We start from the raw sequence: 16,810 nt of genomic DNA on the forward strand, positions 1-16,810 counted from the left end.
CCCTCCTCTACCGGAGGCGTTAAGCGGGGGCCCTTCCTTACGCTCACAGCAGGCGGCGGCGGAACCGCCACATCAGGGCGGCGTTGGCGACCAGCACCACCGCGCAGATCGCACCGGCCAACCTCCCGGCCAGCACGGTCATCGCTGGCAGCGACGCCCACAGCACGATCGTCAGCAGCATCATGTACCGGCCCCGGCGACCCTTGACCCGGTTGTCCAACCGGGCGAAGAACCGCGGATCGCTCTCCCGCAGCTGGCGGGTGATCTGTTCGAACCTGCGCTGATCCTCTTGGCTGAGCATGGCGGTGCCTTCCCCTCACGGCTTCAGCGGTTCGGCGGCATACCCGGATCGAAGGGCGGTCACGCGCCGCCGCTGCTCCTGTTTCGACGAGCCGGACACGGGTGCACACACGGCCCGGTGGCCGGTCGCGGCCGGGACGACGACGCCGCAAAGTGCGATATACCGCTGAGTCATAGATATGACCAGGCGGTATATCGCCCAGAAATCGTCGTCCGGCTGTCCAGCAGTCCGGATGTCCGGGACCTCAGCGCAGGCTTATCCCTACCTTAAGTTTGCGTGAGGTGGTGAACGCGGCCGGCAGCGTCGCGTCGGGTCGAAACGTCACGTCCGGGCGGTCGGCGCCCGGGTAGCCCCTGCTCCGGACGGTCGGCGGGTGGCGTCGGGGTGCCCGGCCTCTTGCAGTCGGCCTGAGCACCGTCTTAAGTGCGCGCACGGGCGCTTCCGGCGCGCCTTGAGCGGCCGGGGAGCGCTGGCTACTTTCCCGTAGCAACTCTCCGGCAACCGTCGCCGCCCCTCCGCCACCCAACCCCCGGGTGGCCGGCGTGCCGGCGCTCGAAGAAAACGGGATAGGTACATGGCCGACCTGAACGTGCCACCGCGTCGACCCCGGGACGACCGCGGCTGGGACGGATACCAGCACCCCCATCCGGACGGGTACCGCGATTTGGACTCCGCCGCGCCGTACGCCGGCGGCCACCCCGCCCCGGCGCCGCAGTCCGGCGCGGGACCGCAGTGGGTGGGGCCGAACGGCTTCGCCCCCGCCGGCCACGCGCCCGGTGGCTACGCCCAGCCCGCGCCCGGCGGCTACGCCCAGCCCGCCGGCGGGTACGGCCCGCCGCCCGGACCGGGACTGCCCAGCCTGGACGACGACGGTGCGGACGCGCCGCGCCGCGGCCGGCGTCGCGCCCTGGCGACCCTGGGCGGCGCGGCGGTGGTCGCCGGTGGCGCCGCCCTGGCCCTGTCCCCGCAGATCCGTGGCCTGTTCACCGACGAGGCGGCGGGTGACGCCACCGGCACGGTGACCACCGACGGCACCACGGCCCGGCCCAGCGGCCAGCAGCCCAGCACCGTGCGGACCTACACCGAGCAGAACGAGAGCTACATGGGCTCGCGGGCCGGTGCGGCGCTCAAGCGCAACGCCCCGGCCGGTGGCCGCCTGTTCGGCAGCCCGGCGGCGGCCGCCGAGGCGACCGAGGTGACCGTGAAGACGGTGCTCGCCAAGGACCCGATCACCCACCTGGCCCGCCGGACCACCTTCGGCCCCACGTCCAAGGTGATCGCCGACATCAAGCGGCTCGGCATCGACGACTGGCTGCGCCAGCAGTTGGAGCCGGAGAAGATCGCCCCGACCAAGGGCGAGCTGAAGCTGGCCGAGCTGCCCTCGCTCAAGCTGAGCCCGACCCAGCTGCGGGACCAGCGCGAGCAGCTCAACGAGCGCGGCGTCGACCCGGCCCGGGAGACGGTGGACGCCACCATCGCCCGGCAGATCTGGTCCGACCGCCAGCTCTTCGAGGTGATGGTCGACTTCTGGAACGACTTCCTGCACGTGGCGGCCGACTTCGACGGCGGGGAGAACTACCGCAACGCGTTCGACCGCGACGTCATCCGCAAGCACGCGCTGGGCAGCTACCCGGACATGCTGGTCGCCGCGAACAAGCACCCGGCACTGCTGCTCTACCTGAACCAGGTCGACTCGCGCAAGGACGCGATCAACGAGAACCTGGCCCGGGAGAACCTGGAGCTGTACTCGGTCGGCGTCGACGGCGGCTACACCGAGAAGGACGTGCGGCAGGCCGCGATGCTGCAGACCGGCCGGGGCGTCGCCGACGGCAAGTACATGTTCTTCGCCGACCGGCACTACGTCGGCAAGGTGAAGATCCTCGGGTTCACCCACGCCAACAACTCGAGCGACCCGAAGGTCGCCGACAAGGTGATCGACTCGTACATCCGGTACATCGCGCTGCACCCGTCGACCGCGAAGTACGTGGCCCAGAACCTGGCCACCCGGTTCGTCTCCGACACGCCGCCGAAGTCGATCGTGGACCGGCTGGCGAAGGCGTACACCACCAACAAGGGCAACATCCGCCCGGTGCTGGCGACGCTGTTCAGCTCGTCGGAGTTCTGGGCCGCCGTCGGCCAGAAGGTGCGCCGGCCGATGGAGTACCTGGTCGCCACGTACCGGTCGCTGGGCGTGGGCCCGGACGCGACCGCCGGGTTCGAGGGCGACAAGCGGCGTACGCCGTTCGCCCAGGGCCTGCGGCAGATCCAGGACAAGATGCGCGAGCTGGGCCAGTACCCGATGGGTAAGCCCACCCCCGACGGTTACGCCGACGTCTACCTGGCGTGGACCTCGGCCGGCACCATGATCGACGGCTGGAACGAGGCCGGCGACCTGCTCGGTGGCTGGCGCAAGCAGTTCACCTACGTCAAGCCGGAGAAGCTGGTGGCGAAGCCGCCGGCGACCGCCGGGGCGTACGTGGACGCGCTGGCGCAGAAGCTCGTGCACCAGAAGCTGAGCGCCAAGGAGAAGAAGCTCGTGCTCGCCGTGGCCGGGGTCACCGAGAGCACCAAGGTCGACGCCACCTTCAACGGGGCCATCGCCGCGGTCGCGCGGACGATCCTCGCGTCCCCCCAGCACCACCTCCGGTGAGGCATTCGATGGAGATGACCGTGAACCCGTACCCCCTGCACCCCGAATGCCCCGACCTGCGGCGGCTGGCCGACAACCCGGCCGAGGCGCTGCTGCGCGCCGAGGCCGACATCGTCGCGGCCGAGAACGCGGCCGAGGCCGACCGGTACCGCCGCCTGGAGGAGGTCGAGGAGGCCCAGCAGGACGGCCGGGGCGTCACCCGGCGTACCTTCGTCGCCGGCGCCGCGGCCACCGCGACCGCGCTGGCCACCGCGCAGTTCGTCACCACCTCGGCGTCGTTCGCGGCGACCAAGACCGGCACCCTGATCCACGTCTTCCTCTACGGCGGGCTGGACGGGCTCAGCCTGGTCGCGCCGGCCGACGACCCGGTGCTCGCCAAGGCCCGGCCCGACCTGCTGCTCGGCAACGACTCGCTGGCCCTGGGCCGTGGCTTCAAGCTGACCAGCGCGTTCGCCCCGCTGGACAAGTGGCTCAAGGCCGGCCAGCTCGGCTTCGTGCCGGCGGTCTCCGACCCGCGGCTGTCGCGCAGCCACTTCCAGGCCGCCGACGCCTGCAACCTGGGCGGCCTGCCCGGTGAGACCGGTGGCCGGGGCTGGCTGGACAGCCTGGTCGACACGCTCGGCAAGGGCACCGCGTTCCGCAGCGTCGGCATCGGCAGCACGCTGCCCCGCTCGCTGGTCGGCGTGAACGGCGCGATCTCCCTCAACAGCGTGGGGGAGCTGCGGCTCAACGGCGACGACAAGTACCGCGCCGCCACCGAGAAGGCGATCCGTGGCCTGTTCACCGGGATCAACCACCCGGTGGAGGAGTCGGTCCTCGAGGGGATGGGCGCGCTGGCCACCGCCCAGAAGCTCGCCGCCAAGCCGTACACCGCCGCCGCCGGGGTCAAGTACGAGGGCGTCGGCAACGCGTTCCAGCAGCTCGCCCAGCTCATCAAGGGCGGGGCGAACGTGCGGGTGGCCACCGTCGGCATGGGCGGCTACGACACCCACGAGAACCAGGGCACCAGCCAGGGCGGCCAGCTCTGGCGTCGGCTCAACGAGCTGGCCAACGCCATGGCCGCGTTCTTCACCGACCTGGGCGACCGGGCGTCGGACGTGACGATCATGGTGTCCAGCGAGTTCGGCCGCCGGGTCGGCTCGAACGGCGGCGGCACCGACCACGGGCACGGCGGCGTGGTCACCGTGCTGTCCGGGCGCAAGCTCGCCGGGTCGCTGCTCGGCGCCTGGAACGGCCTGGACAAGCTGGACAGCGGCGACGTGCCGGAGTACAACAACATGTTCAACGTCTACGGGTCGGTGGCGCAGGGCCGGTTCGGCCTGACCGCCGCCCAGGTGGACAAGGTCTTCCCCCGACAGAAGTTCACCCCGATCAAGATGTACGCGTGACGTATCAGGACACCCGCGCCGCCGGCCGCCGTACCGGGCACTCCGCCCCGTACGGCGGCCGTCCGGCTGCTCCCGTACCGCCGGGCCGGCCGCGCCGCGGGCCCGGCGGCCGGCGTGCGCTGGCGGTGGTGTTCTGGCTCGGCCTGGCCGCCGCGGTCCTGCCGTGGTGGCTGGACACCCCGGCCGGCTCGCTGACCGACACCGCCGACGTGCTCACCGCCGGCGGTCGGGTCACCGGCCTGGTCGCCGGCTACCTGCTGCTGGCGCAGGTGCTGATGATGAGCCGGCTCGGCGTGCTGGAACGCACGCTCGGCGGGGAGCGGATCTCCCGGCTGCACCGGGACCTCGGCGCCACCCTCCTGGTGGCGGTGCTCACCCACATGGCGCTGCTGGTGGTGGGCTACGCCCGGCAGGAGAAGAACTCGGTCCTCGGCGAGGTCGGCGCGCTGCTGACCGACTACGAGGACATGGTCTCCGCGTTCGTGGCCGCCGGCGTCATGGTGGCGGTCGGGGTCACCGCGGTGCGTGGCGTACGCCGCCGGCTGCCCTACGAGCTCTGGTACGTGCTGCACCTGACCAGCTACCTCACGCTGCTGCTCGGGTACGCGCACCAGTTCAGCAACGGCGCCCAGCTCTACGAGCCCGGGCCGGTGCGCACCGGCTGGATCGCCGCGTACCTGCTGGTGGTGGCCGCGCTGGTGTGGGGCCGGATGGTCGCGCCGCTGGTGTTCAACCTGCGGCACCGGCTGCGGGTGGCCGACGTGGTGGCGGAGAGCCCGGACACCGTCTCGATCTACCTGACCGGGCACCGGCTCAACCAGATCGACATGCTCGGCGGCCAGTATTTCCGCTGGCGGTTCCTCAACCCCGGCTGCTGGTGGCAGTCGCACCCGTTCTCCGTCTCGGCGGCGGCGAACGGCCGCTGGCTGCGGCTCACCGTGAAGGTCGTCGGCGGCCACACCGCCGAGCTGCGCGACCTCACCCCGGGCACCCGGGTGTGGGCCGAGGGCCCGTCCGGCACGTTCACCGCCGCGCACCGCACCCGCGAGCGGGCCCTGCTCATCGCCGGCGGCAGCGGCATCGCGCCGCTGCGGGCGATGCTGGAGGAACTGCCGCCCGGCGCGGCGCTGATCTACCGCGCCCGCACCCCGGCCGACGTCCTGCTGCACCGGGAGCTGGACTGGCTGGCCCAGGCCCGGCAGACCTCGGTCTGGTACGTGGTCGGCCGCCGCGACGACCCCGGCCCCCGGCAGGTGATGAACCCCGAGGGCCTGCGCCGGCTGGTGCCCGACCTGACCCGGCGCGACGTCTACCTGTGCGGCCCTGGCGGCCTGGTCGACGAGGCCGTCAGGGCGTTGCGCGCCGCCGGCGTGCCCCGCCGCCAGATCCACCTCACCGCGTTCGAGCTGTAAGAGAGGCACCACCCATGCGTCGCGCGCTCCTCGCGATCACCGGCCTGGCCGCCGGCACCACCGCGCTGGTGGTGCTCAAGGGCGCCCCGGGCACCGGTCAGGCCTCCCAGGACCTGCCGGCCGCGCTGGCCCCGGCCGCCCCGGGCGGCTCGCCCGCGCCCGGCGGGCCGACCCCCACCGCGCCCGGCGCGGTGACACCCTCGGCCGCGCCGAGCGCGTCGGCGAAGCCCAGCGCCAAGCCCTCCGCCGACCGGAAGCCGGCCAGCCGGGGCGGCACCCGGACCAGCAGCGCCCCGGCCGCGCCGAGGACCACCACCAAGGCGCCCGCGCCCACCACCCGCACGGTGACCGGCCGGTCGGTCAGCTACGAGTACGGCTCGCTCCAGGTGAAGATCACGCTGAGCGGCAGCCGGATCGTCGACGCCACCGCGATCGGCATGCCGCTGGGCGGGCAGTCCGGTCAGCGCAGCGACGACGTGCAGGCGCGCTACAGCGGCAGCTCGGGTGAGGTGGTGGCGAAGCAGAGCGCGAACCTGAGCACCGTCTCCGGCGCCACCTACACCAGCACCGCCTACAAGCAGTCGCTCCAGTCCGCGATCGACAAGGCCTAGTTTGGCCGCCGCCGGTCGGCCCGGGCTGCGCCGGGTCGAGCAGATCATGGGTACGGCGATCAGCCTCGACCTGGCCGACGAACTGCCCGCCGCCGTCCTGCACGAGTTGGCCGAGGACACGTTCGACTGGCTGCGCGAGGTGGACGCGCGGTTCAGCACCTACCGGGACGACAGCGAGGTGTGCCGGCTGGACCGGGGCGAGTTGGCGTTGGCCGACGCCTCCGACCACCTGCGGGCCGTGCTCGAGTGCTGCGCCGACCTGTGGTCCGCCACTGACGGCTTCTTCGACGCGTACGCGACCGGGCGGCTGGACCCGTCCGGCTACGTCAAGGGCTGGGCGGCGCAGGTGGCGTCGGACCGGCTGCTGGCCGCCGGCGCCCCGAACCACTGCGTGAACGCCGGCGGCGACGTGCGGGTACGCGGCCACACGGCCACCGGTGAGCCGTGGCGGATCGGCGTGCGGCATCCCTGGGACCCGGCGGCGACCTGCCTGGTGCTGACCGGCACCGACCTCGCGGTCGCCACGTCCGGGGTCTACGAGCGCGGTCACCACGTGGTCGACCCGCGCCGGGGGACGCCCGCGGTCGGACTGCGCTCGGTCACCGTGGTCGGCCCGGACCTGGGGCTGGCGGACGCCTACGCCACCGCCGCCGTCGCCATGGGTGAACCCGGCATCGCCTGGCTGGACCGCCTACCGACCCCCTGGCAGCACGCCGTTGTCACCGACACCGCCCGCCTCCTCCACTCCCGCACCCTCCCGGTGACCCCCTGACGGGGACGGGGGCTCAGCGGAGGGGGCGGTGGAGGATGGCGGGGCGGGAGCCCGGCGGTCGGGGGCGGCCGGGGCGGGCGCCTCGGGGGCGGGTGAAGCCCCACGGGTGGGGGCGGCGGCGGTGCCGCGGTGGCTCGGTGCCGCCGGTGTGGCGGGCCGCGTCGTCCCTGGACATCGTCAAACCCCCGCTCTGGCGCGTGCGCGCCCTCGGCAGGCTCAACGAGTGCGGTGCCGGGGAGGTCGCTGTCGGGCAGTTGTCCCGGCTCAGCGGCCTCGGCGAGGCAGGGGGAGGTGGCCGGGGAGCAGGTCCGGGGTGAGCGTCACCCCGGCGGCCCGTAACGCGGCGATCAGCGCGTTCTGCACCAGGTAGGAGTCGGGGAGCTGCCACCGGGCCTGCTCCGGCGCGACCGCCCAGCGCACGGTCCCCTCCGGCAGCCGGGTCGGCGGCGCCGGGATCCACGAGCCGGGGCCGTGCCGCACCACGTGGAAGCAGTGTTCCAGCTCCGGCCGGAGCGGGTCGCCGGGGCGGACCAGGAACATCCAGCGGCCGGTCGGGGTGACCAGCACCGGCCCTCGTACGCCGAGACCGGCCGGGTGGGTGGCGACCGTGTCCAGCACCCGCCGGCCGAGGTGGGCGGCGACCTCCAGCACGTCGAACGCGTGTCCGGTGGGCAGCAGCACCCCGTGCGGGCGGTCCCGCCACCAGGTGGCCACCCGGGCCGGGTCGGCGCTGGCCGCGCGCTCCCAGTCCTCCAGGGCGGGGTGGCAGCCCACCGTGGGACAGCCGGCCCGCCCGCAGACGAAGCGGCTGTTGGCCAGGCAGGCGCCCGGGGTGACCGGCCAACCGTGCAGCGCGTACCGGACGGCGACCCGGCGCAGCCGGACCCGCTCCAGCGGCGACAGGTGAGCGACGCGCGGTCGGACGTTCCCCCACATGTGTGCCATCCCCTCTCGCCCCGCCGAACCGTCCACATGCCACACGTCGAAAGCCGTCACTGCCGTAACCCACGTTCGTTGAGCTGACGAACGGCCGGTGCAACTTGCACGAAAACTACGAGAATTGGCTGGACGGCTGACGCACAACCTGTGCGACCAGGGCAAACCTGATGGACGTGGGGGGACCGGCCGGCGCCGTGAGGGGGAGGGAGCAGGGATGGACGAACTACCCATAGGCCGGCGGGTGGCGTACTGGCGGAGTCGCCGCAAGATGTCCCAGCAGGTCTTCGCCGACCGGCTCGGCAAGTCCAAGAGCTGGGTGGACAAGGTGGAGCGCGGCGTCCGCCGGCTGGACAAGTTCTCGGTCCTCTACGAGATCGCCGACATTCTCCAGATCGACGTGCAACTGCTGCACGGCAAGGACCCGGAGCGGCGCACCGACGCGCTCAACTGCATCGACCAGGTCGAGGTCGAGGAGATCCGCACCGCCCTGGAGCGGTACGACTCGATGAGCGCCTACTTCGACGCCGCGCCCTACCCGCCGCCGCTGGCCGACATGCACAAGGCGGTCAACCACGCCTGGCTCACCTACCAGTACGGCCGCTACGGCATGCTCACCCGCGCGCTGCCCAAGCTGCTGCGCGACGCCCAGGCGGCCGACGCCGGCTATGGCGGCGACGACCAGGCCCGGGAGGCCGCCCACCTGCTCGGGCAGGTCTACCAGATCGCCTCCTCGGTGCTGCGCAAGCTCGGCGAGTGCGACCTGGCCTGGCTGGCCGCCGACCGGTCCATGGCGGTGGCCCAGCGGGCCGACGACCCGCTGCTCGCCGGCATCGCCACCACCCGGGTCTGCAACGCCCTCGTCGCGATGGGCCGCCCCCGCCCGGCGCTCGAGCTCAACGTGCGGATCGCCAACCGGCTCGCCCCCGGCGGCGACAACGACGTCCGGCCCGAACGCCTGTCCGTCTACGGCATGCTGCTGCTCCAGGGCGCGATGGCCGCTGCCCGGATCGGCGACTCGGCGACGGTCGACGACCTGCTCACCGGCGCGGGGGAGGCGGCCACCCTGCTCGGCGCCGACCACAACCACTACTGGACGTCGTTCGGCCCGACCAACCTGGAGCTGCACCGGGCCGCCGCGGCCGTCGAGCTGGGCGACGGCGGCCGGGCCGTGGAGACGCACCACCGGCTGGCCGAGCCCGCGTTCAACGCGCTGCTGCCCGAGCGGCGCGCGCACCACCTGCTCGACCTGGCCCGGGGCTACGCCCAGATCGGCGACGTCGCCAACGCCGGCGACATGCTGCTGCGGGGCGACCGGCTCGCGCCCTCCGAGATCCGTTGCCGGCCCATCGCCCACGAGGTGATGTCGGACGTGCTCCGTCGCACACGGGGTGCGCCGCCTCCGCCCATCGCGGAGTTGGCTGAGCACATGGGAGTAGGAGTATGAGCGCGGGTCGGGTCGGATGAGCGGTCCGCACACCAGCAACGGGCACCGCCGGGTGCTCTACGTCATCGCCTGCGGCTCGCCGCTGGCCCGTCACGTCGGCCGGCTGGTCGACCTCGCCCAGTCCGACGGCTGGACGGTCTGTGTGGTCACCACGCCGGACGGCGCGAAGTTCGTCGACCGGACGGCGCTGGCCCGGCAGACCGGCCACCCGGTCCGGACGCACTACAAGAACCCGGGCGACCCGGACGTGCTGCCCCCAGCCGACGCGATCCTGGTCTGTCCGGCGACGGTCAACACGGTCAACAAGTGGGCGGTGGGCATCACCGACACGCTGGCGCTCGGCCTGCTGGTCGAGGCGCAGGGCCTCGGCGTGCCGATCGCGGCCGTCCCGTACACCAACGAGGCGATGGCCGGGCACCCGGCGTTCCGGGCGAGCCTGGCCCGCCTCGGCGAGTGGGGCGTGCGGGTGGTCTTCGGCGACCACGTCGTCCGCCTGCACCCGCCGGGGACCGGTGAGCGGCACCTGGACGCCTTCCCCTGGGACGCGGGCCTGGCCGCCCTGGCCGGCGCGGCGCGGCCGGTCGCCCCGGTCGGCTGACGGGTGGGCGCGGGGCCCGTCGACGTCCGACGGCCCCGCGCCACCGCGGTGGGCGTGTCCCCGGCCGGACGCCGGTAAGCTGGCCCGCCGTGAGCACAACCGGATCGCCACCCAGCGTCGCCGACGTGGTGGCCGCCCTGGACCGCCGCTACCCGCCGGCCTGGGCCGAGGAGTGGGACCGGGTCGGCCTGGTGCTGGGCGAGCCCGACCACCCGGTGCGCCGTGTCGCCTGCGTGGTCGACGTGGTCCCGGAGACGGTCGACGAGGCGCTCGCCGCCGGCGCCGACATGATCGTCGCGCACCACCCGCTGCTGCTGCGCGGCGTCTCGTCGGTGGCCGCGACCACGTACAAGGGCCGGATCGTGCACCGGTTGATCAAGGCCGACGTCGCCCTGTACGTGGCGCACACCAACGCCGACGTGGCCGCCCCCGGGGTGTCCGACGCCCTGGCCGCCCGGTTCGGGCTGACCGGGCTGCGCCCGCTGCACCCGCCCCGCCCCGGTTCGCCCGCCGACGGGCCCGGCCGGGGCATCGGCCGCATCGGCGAGCTGCCCGCCCCGACGACGCTCGCCGAGCTGACCCGGCGGGCCGCCGACGTGCTCCCGGTCACCGCCTGGGGCGTTCGCGCCGCGGGCGATCCCGGGCGTATGGTTCGTACCCTCGCCGTCAGCGGTGGCTCGGGGGACAGCTTCCTCGCCGAGGCGACCGCGGCCGGGGTGGACGCGTTCCTCACCGCGGACCTGCGCCACCATCCGGCCGGCGAGCACCTCGCCGCCGGCGGCCCGGCCCTGCTGGACGCCGCCCACTGGGCGACCGAACGACCCTGGCTGGACGACCTGGCCGCCCACCTGCGGGACGAGCTGGGCGTCGAGGCCGTGGTGTCCGACCTGGACACCGACCCGTGGACCGTGCACGCCGCCGCGCCCCGACCGGACGACAAGGAGCCCCGACCGTGAAGGCTGACCCGAAGGTGCAGCGTCGCCTGCTCGACCTGCAGGCGATCGACACCACCCTGGCCCAGCTCGCGCACCGCCGCCGGAGCCTGCCGGAGCGGGCCGAGCTGGAGGCGCTCGCGCGGGAGCTGTCCGCGCTGGAGGACGAGCGGGTCCGCGCCCAGGTGGCCGTCGACGACCTGGACCGGGACATCGCCCGGCTGGAGAAGGACGTCGACCAGGTGCGGGCGCGCAAGAGCAAGGACGAGGCCCGGCTGGCCTCGGGCAGCGGCCCGGCCCGGGAGCTGGAGGCGCTCCAGCACGAGCTGGTCTCGCTCAACCGCCGGCAGAGCGACCTGGAGGACGCCGAGCTGGAGCTGATGGAGCAGCGGGAGACCGCGCAGGGCGTGCTCGACGGCATCGAGGGGCGGATCGCCGACGCCCGGGAGCGCCGGGCCGCGGCCGAGCAGCGCCGCGACGACGCGCTGGCCGAGATCGCCAAGGAGGAGGAGTTCAAGCGCACCTCCCGCCAGCCGCTCGCCGGTGACCTGCCGGCGGACCTGGTCACCCTCTACGACAAGATCCGCGCGGACACCGGGCTGGGCGCGGCGCTGCTCACCGGGGGCCGCTGCGGCGGCTGCCGGCTGGAGCTCTCCGGCGCCGACCTGGCCCGCATCCGCAAGGCCGACCCGGACGACGTGGTCCGCTGCGAGGAGTGCCGCCGGATCATGGTCCGGACGAACGAGTCGGGGCTGTAGTCGCCGTGGCGGTGCGCGCGGTGGTCATCGAGGCCGACGGCGGCTCCCGGGGCAACCCGGGGCCGGCCGGCTACGGCGCGGTGGTCCGGGACCCGGAGACCGGCGAGGTGCTGGCCGAGCGGTCGGCGTCGATCGGCACGGCGACGAACAACGTGGCCGAGTACCGGGGCCTGATCGCCGGGCTGGAGGCCGCCGCCGAGCTGGGCGCGGTCGAGGTCGAGGCGCGGATGGACTCCAAGCTGGTGGTCGAGCAGATGTGCGGCCGCTGGCAGATCAAGCACCCCGGGCTGCGCCCGCTCGCGGCCCAGGCCGCCGGGCTGGTCGGCCGGTTCGCCGCCGTACGCTTCGTCTGGGTGCCCCGCGAGCGCAACCGGCACGCCGACGCCCTGGCCAACGCGGCGATGGACGCGGCGGCCGCCGGCGCGCCGGCCGAGGCCGCGGCGACGCCGCCGCCCGCGGCGACGGTGGCCCGGGCCACCGGCACCGACCCGGCCACCACCCCGGCCTCGTGGGAGCCCCGCGCGACCGAGGAGGGCACCCGGCTGATCCTGGTGCGGCACGGGGAGACCGAGCGCACCGTGCAGAAGCGCTACTCCGGCCGGGGCGACGTGCCGCTGACCGAGCGCGGGCGGGCGCAGGCCGCGGCCACCGCCGCCCGGGTGGCCGAGCTGGCGCCGTCCGTCGCGGCCGTGGTCAGCTCGCCGCTGTCCCGGTGCGTGGCCACCGCCGAGGCGGTCGCCGCGCGGATCGGCGACCCACCGGTACGCACCGACGACGACCTGATCGAGTGCGACTTCGGGATCTGGGAGGGACGCACGTTCGCCGAGGTGCGCCAGGGCTGGCCGGGCGAACTGGACGCGTGGCTCGCCTCGACCCGGGTCGCTCCGCCGCAGGGCGAGTCGTTCACCACCGTCGCCGAGCGGACCGGGCGCGCGGTGGACCGGCTGCGGTCGGCGTACCCGGGGGAGACCGTGGTGGTCGTCTCCCACGTCTCGCCGATCAAGCTGGTGCTGCGCGACGCCCTCGCCGCCGGCGACGCGTTCCTGCACCGGCTCTACCTGGACACCGCGGGCGTCTCGGTCCTCGACCTGTACCCGGACGGCGGCGTCGCGGTCCGCCTCGTCAACGACACCGCGCACCTGCGGAACCTCTGAGCCCCGGGCGGCCGTTCGGCGCACGCCGGCGGCCGCTCGGCGCATCGGCGTCGGTCTGTCGAACGTGACCGCGCTCACAGGGTCGTAGCCTCCGGCCGTCACATGGCCCGCTACGACTGCCCGGAGGGTGTCACATGGCCACACCGGAACCGGAGGCGCTGGACACGGCGCGATCCAGGGCGAAGGACAAGAGTCCCTGGAACTGGTTGCTCTTCATCCCGATCGTGGTGCCGCTGATCCCGGCCTTCTTCAACGCGGACTCGCCCCGGCTGTTCGGGTTCCCGCGCTTCTACTGGCTGCAACTGGCCTGGATCCTGCTGGGCGTCGGCACCACCACGCTGGTCTACCAGATGACCAAGAAGAAGCGGGGTGACCGCTGATGTGGCGCGACCACCTCACCGAGATCATCGTCTTCTCGCTGCTGTTCCTCCTGGTCAGCGCCATGGGTTTCGTGGCGGCCCGGTGGCGGCGACCGCAGGACATGGCCCACCTCGACGAGTGGGGTCTGGGCGGGCGCAGCTTCGGCGGCTGGATCACCTGGTTCCTGGTCGGCGGTGACCTCTACACCGCGTACACGTTCGTGGCGGTGCCGGCGCTGATCTTCGGGGCGGGCGCGGCCGGCTTCTTCGCCGTGCCGTACACGATCGTGATCTATCCGCTGGTGTTCCTGGTGCTCTGCCGGCTCTGGTCGGTCTCGCACCGGCACGGCTTCGTCACCCCGGCCGACTTCGTGCGCAACCGGTTCGGCTCGCCGATCCTGGCGCTGCTGGTGGCGATCACCGGCATCGTCGCCACCATGCCGTACATCGCGCTGCAGCTGGTCGGCATCGAGGCGGTGCTCAAGACCATGGGCGTCACCGGCGACAGCGCGCTGGCCCGGCACCTGCCGATCATCATTGCGTTCGCCATCCTGGCCGCCTACACCTACCAGTCCGGGCTGCGCGCGCCGGCGCTGATCGCCTTCGTCAAGGACTCGCTGATCTACGTGGTGATCCTGGTGGCGGTCGTCTACCTGCCCTACAAGCTGGGCGGGTGGGGCAGCATCTTCGACGCCGCGGACGCCAAGTTCCAGGGCACGGCCAACAATCCCAACGACGGCATCCTGCTCAACGCCAACAATCAGCTCCAGTACGTGACGCTGGCGTTCGGCTCGGCGCTGGCGCTCTTCCTCTACCCGCACAGCATCACCGGCGTGCTGGCCAGCCGGAACCGGGACGTGATCAAGCGGAACATGTCCGCGCTGCCGGCGTACAGCCTGTTGCTCGGGCTGATCGCGCTGCTCGGCTACATGGCCATCGCGGCGAACGTGAAGCCGTTGCCCGGCGCGAAGGAGGGCAGCGTCGACGGCAACACGGTGGTGCCGCTGCTGTTCGACCAGCAGTTCCCGGACTGGTTCGCCGGTGTGGCGTACGCGGCCATCGGCATCGGCGCGCTGGTGCCGGCGGCGATCATGTCGATCGCGGCAGCGAACCTGTTCACCCGCAACATCTACAAGGAGTACCTGAAGCGGGACGCGACGCCGGCCCAGGAGGCCAACGTCTCGAAGATCACCTCGCTGGTGGTGAAGGTCGGCGCGGTGGCCTGCATCGTCTTCCTCGACCCGCAGTTCTCCATCGACCTCCAGCTCATCGGCGGCGTGATCATCCTGCAGACGCTGCCGGCGGTGGCGCTCGGCCTCTACACCCGCTGGTTCCACCGGGGCGCGCTGATCGCCGGCTGGGTGGCCGGCATGGGCCTGGGCATGTGGATGCTCTACCAGATCGGCAACCCGGCGACCGGGAAGAAGCACTTCGCCGGGTCGGCGTTCCCGCTCTCCGAGTTCGGCTTCGACACCAAGAAGACGATCTACGTGGGGATCGTGGCGGTGCTGGTGAACCTGGTGGTGGCCGCGCTGGGCACGCTGGTGCTGCGGGCGGCGAAGGTGGCCGACGGGCCGGACGGCACCACGCCGGACGACTACTTCGCCGACGAGGGGGACCCGCGGGTCACCACCTCCGCCGACAGCGCCGACTCCGCGCGCGAGCCGGTCGCATGAAAGGAGGGGCCCTCTCTTAACGCATTCCGTAGAGGAGGGGGCCCCTCTTAACAACCGCCTCAGCGGCGGCGGTTTCGCGCGTCGAGCGCCTCGTTGAGGCGGTGCAGCAGCTCCGCCAGGGTGTCCCGGTCCGCCTCGGACCAGGAGGCCAGCATCTCGCCGTAGAGCCGGGTGCGGGCGGCCCGCACGGCCGCCATCCGCTGGAGCCCGGCCGCCGTCGCGGAGATCACCGTGCCGCGCCCGTCGGCCGGGTCGGGGGTACGCGCGATCAGGCCGTCGCGCTGGAGCGCGGAGACCTGCCGGGTGACCGTGGACCCGTCCAGGTTGAGCCGGGCGGCCAGCGCCGAGACGTTCTGCGGCCCGGCCTGGTCGAGGTGGCGCAGGATCACGTACGCGGCGCGGTCGAGCAGCCGGTGCTCCATGGTGCCGGTGCCCCGCCGGGTCGCCTCGCCCAGTCGCATCAGCAGCGCGACCTCGGTTTCGATCCGGCCGAGTGTGACCTCTTTCGCGTGGGCGTCGTCGCTCATAGCTGTATGATACAAGAAAATTACCTGTACGATACAGCTATCTGGGGAGGTTGCGGAGTGGATCGCCGATCCGAGCCCAACCGCAGTGCCATCTACGCCACCACGCTCGTGGCGTTCCTCGCCATCGCCGGCATCGCCGTGGTGGACCCGATCCTGCCCGCCATCGGCGAGGCGATCGGCGTCACCGCCTGGCAGGTCGAGCTGCTCTTCACCGCGTACATCGCGGTCATGGCCGTCGGCATGATCCCGGCCACCCTGGCCAGCGGAAAGTTCGGCTTCAAACCGGTGCTGATCACCGGCGTCTCGGTGGTCGGCCTGGCCGCCATTCTCGCCTCGTTCAGCAACGACATCGTCCAGCTCTCCGTGCTGCGCGGCGTCTGGGGCCTGGGCAACGCGATGTTCTTCGCCACCGCCACCGCCATGGTGGTGCTGGTCAACCTCGCCAACGACTGGGAGTGGGTGGTCGGCCTCTTCGAGACCGCGCTCGGCCTCGGCTTCGCCGTCGGCCCGCTCATCGGCGGCCTGCTCGGCGAGGTGAGCTGGCGGCTGCCGTTCTTCGTCTGCGGCGTGTTCATGGTGCTCGCGCTCGGCGTCGCCGCCCGCAAGCTCCGCGAACCCACGAACAAGCAGGCTCCGGTACGCGTGGGCCAGATCTTCGCCACCTACCGCCGGCCGGCGTTCATCACGCTCTGCGTGGTCACCGCCGCGTACAACTTCGTCTTCTTCGTGGTGCTCGGCTACACGCCGCTGTTCCTGCGCCTCGACGTCATCCCGCTGGGCCTGGCGTTCACCGGCTGGGGCCTCGGCCTCGCCGCCGGCATCCTGCTGATCGGGCACCGGCTGGCCCACCGCATCGGCGCGGTGCAAACCGTCGGTGTGGCCATCGTCGGCCTGCTGGCCTGCATGGTGCTGTTCGCCACCTCCACCGGCACCGCCATGTCGCTCGTCGTCCTGGTCGTCGCCGGCCTGTTCATGGGCCTGGCCAACGCCAACCTCACCGACCTGGCGCTCGGCCTCGGCTCCGCCGACCGCCGCATCGCCACCGGCGCGTTCAACCTGGTCCGCTGGGGCGCCGCCGCGCCCGCCCCGATCATCTCCGGCAAGCTGGCCGAACACGGCCTGGCGCTGCCGTTCTGGGTCGGCTTCGGGGTGCTCGCCGTCGGCGTGCTGGTCTACCTCGGCTTCGGCCACCTGATGGCCGCCGGCTACGGCGAGCGGGTGGTGTGGAACCGGGCCGCCCGCACCGCCGAGCACGCCCCGGAGGAGCCGGTGGGGGAGGCGTACTGACC

At 73.0% G+C, this 16,810-nt stretch carries 16 protein-coding genes; 13 read left to right on the plus strand and 3 right to left on the minus strand.

Annotated features, from left to right (window positions below):
* Positions 1-43: 43 nt before the first annotated feature.
* Positions 44-301 (minus strand): DUF3040 domain-containing protein, encoded by a 258-nt coding sequence (locus GA0070622_RS10415; RefSeq protein WP_091572710.1) that lies wholly within the window; start codon positions 299-301, stop codon positions 44-46.
* A gap of 574 nt (positions 302-875) precedes the next feature.
* Between GA0070622_RS10415 and GA0070622_RS10420 the strand changes: the two genes are divergently transcribed.
* From GA0070622_RS10420 to GA0070622_RS10440, 5 genes are read left to right on the plus strand one after another with little or no spacing between them, the layout of a single operon-like run.
* On the plus strand, positions 876-2,951 hold the full coding sequence (locus GA0070622_RS10420; RefSeq protein ID WP_091572714.1) for a DUF1800 domain-containing protein: 2,076 nt from the start codon (positions 876-878) through the stop codon (positions 2,949-2,951).
* Positions 2,952-2,965: 14 nt separating this feature from the next.
* The gene (locus tag GA0070622_RS10425; RefSeq protein WP_245666580.1) at positions 2,966-4,339 is read left to right on the plus strand and encodes a DUF1501 domain-containing protein; all 1,374 of its coding nucleotides are present in this window, start codon (positions 2,966-2,968) and stop codon (positions 4,337-4,339) included.
* Entirely contained in the window at positions 4,336-5,751 is a 1,416-nt protein-coding gene (locus GA0070622_RS10430) for a ferredoxin reductase family protein (RefSeq protein WP_091572721.1), read from the plus strand. The genes GA0070622_RS10425 and GA0070622_RS10430 overlap by 4 nt, the downstream gene beginning before the upstream one ends.
* 14 nt (positions 5,752-5,765) lie before the next feature.
* Positions 5,766-6,362, plus strand: coding sequence for an FMN-binding protein (locus GA0070622_RS10435; RefSeq protein ID WP_091572726.1), 597 nt, complete (start codon positions 5,766-5,768; stop codon positions 6,360-6,362).
* 46 nt (positions 6,363-6,408) lie between these two features.
* Entirely contained in the window at positions 6,409-7,134 is a 726-nt protein-coding gene (locus GA0070622_RS10440) for an FAD:protein FMN transferase (protein ID WP_091577119.1), read from the plus strand.
* Positions 7,135-7,398: 264 nt separating this feature from the next.
* Here the strand turns inward: GA0070622_RS10440 and GA0070622_RS10450 are convergent, their stop codons facing one another.
* Positions 7,399-8,070: a bifunctional DNA primase/polymerase gene (locus GA0070622_RS10450; RefSeq protein WP_091572730.1), complete on the minus strand. Its 672-nt coding sequence runs from the start codon at positions 8,068-8,070 to the stop codon at positions 7,399-7,401.
* A 217-nt stretch (positions 8,071-8,287) separates the two neighbouring features.
* On the opposite strand from GA0070622_RS10450, the gene GA0070622_RS10455 reads away from it, so the two are divergent.
* The 7 genes from GA0070622_RS10455 (at position 8,288) to mctP (ending at position 14,994) form a co-directional block, all read left to right on the plus strand.
* Entirely contained in the window at positions 8,288-9,517 is a 1,230-nt protein-coding gene (locus GA0070622_RS10455) for a helix-turn-helix domain-containing protein (protein ID WP_091572735.1), read from the plus strand.
* Positions 9,518-9,533: 16 nt separating this feature from the next.
* Positions 9,534-10,115 (plus strand): flavoprotein, encoded by a 582-nt coding sequence (locus GA0070622_RS10460; RefSeq protein WP_091572740.1) that lies wholly within the window; start codon positions 9,534-9,536, stop codon positions 10,113-10,115.
* A gap of 89 nt (positions 10,116-10,204) precedes the next feature.
* The gene (locus GA0070622_RS10465; RefSeq protein ID WP_091572744.1) at positions 10,205-11,071 is read left to right on the plus strand and encodes a Nif3-like dinuclear metal center hexameric protein; all 867 of its coding nucleotides are present in this window, start codon (positions 10,205-10,207) and stop codon (positions 11,069-11,071) included.
* A complete protein-coding gene (locus tag GA0070622_RS10470; RefSeq protein ID WP_091572749.1) occupies positions 11,068-11,805 on the plus strand; it encodes a zinc ribbon domain-containing protein in 738 nt (245 codons plus the stop codon). The genes GA0070622_RS10465 and GA0070622_RS10470 overlap by 4 nt, the downstream gene beginning before the upstream one ends.
* Positions 11,806-11,810: 5 nt before the next feature.
* Entirely contained in the window at positions 11,811-12,959 is a 1,149-nt protein-coding gene (locus GA0070622_RS10475) for a bifunctional RNase H/acid phosphatase (protein ID WP_091572752.1), read from the plus strand.
* 134 nt (positions 12,960-13,093) lie between these two features.
* Positions 13,094-13,339 carry a DUF3311 domain-containing protein gene (locus GA0070622_RS10480; RefSeq protein ID WP_091572757.1) on the plus strand — a complete coding sequence of 82 codons (246 nt, stop codon included), beginning with the start codon at positions 13,094-13,096 and terminating at the stop codon, positions 13,337-13,339.
* Positions 13,339-14,994, plus strand: a complete 1,656-nt coding sequence (gene mctP, locus GA0070622_RS10485; RefSeq protein WP_091572762.1) for a monocarboxylate uptake permease MctP — start codon at positions 13,339-13,341, stop codon at positions 14,992-14,994. Before GA0070622_RS10480 ends, mctP begins: the two co-directional genes overlap by 1 nt.
* Before the next feature lie 59 nt (positions 14,995-15,053).
* Here mctP and GA0070622_RS10490 read toward each other — a convergent pair whose 3' ends face one another.
* The gene (locus tag GA0070622_RS10490) at positions 15,054-15,521 is read right to left on the minus strand and encodes a MarR family winged helix-turn-helix transcriptional regulator (protein ID WP_091572765.1); all 468 of its coding nucleotides are present in this window, start codon (positions 15,519-15,521) and stop codon (positions 15,054-15,056) included.
* A gap of 57 nt (positions 15,522-15,578) precedes the next feature.
* Between GA0070622_RS10490 and GA0070622_RS10495 the strand changes: the two genes are divergently transcribed.
* On the plus strand, positions 15,579-16,808 hold the full coding sequence (locus GA0070622_RS10495; protein WP_091572769.1) for an MFS transporter: 1,230 nt from the start codon (positions 15,579-15,581) through the stop codon (positions 16,806-16,808).
* Positions 16,809-16,810: the final 2 nt, after the last annotated feature.

Source organism: Micromonospora sediminicola (assembly GCF_900089585.1).
Classification (GTDB): Bacteria; Actinomycetota; Actinomycetes; order Mycobacteriales; family Micromonosporaceae; genus Micromonospora; species Micromonospora sediminicola.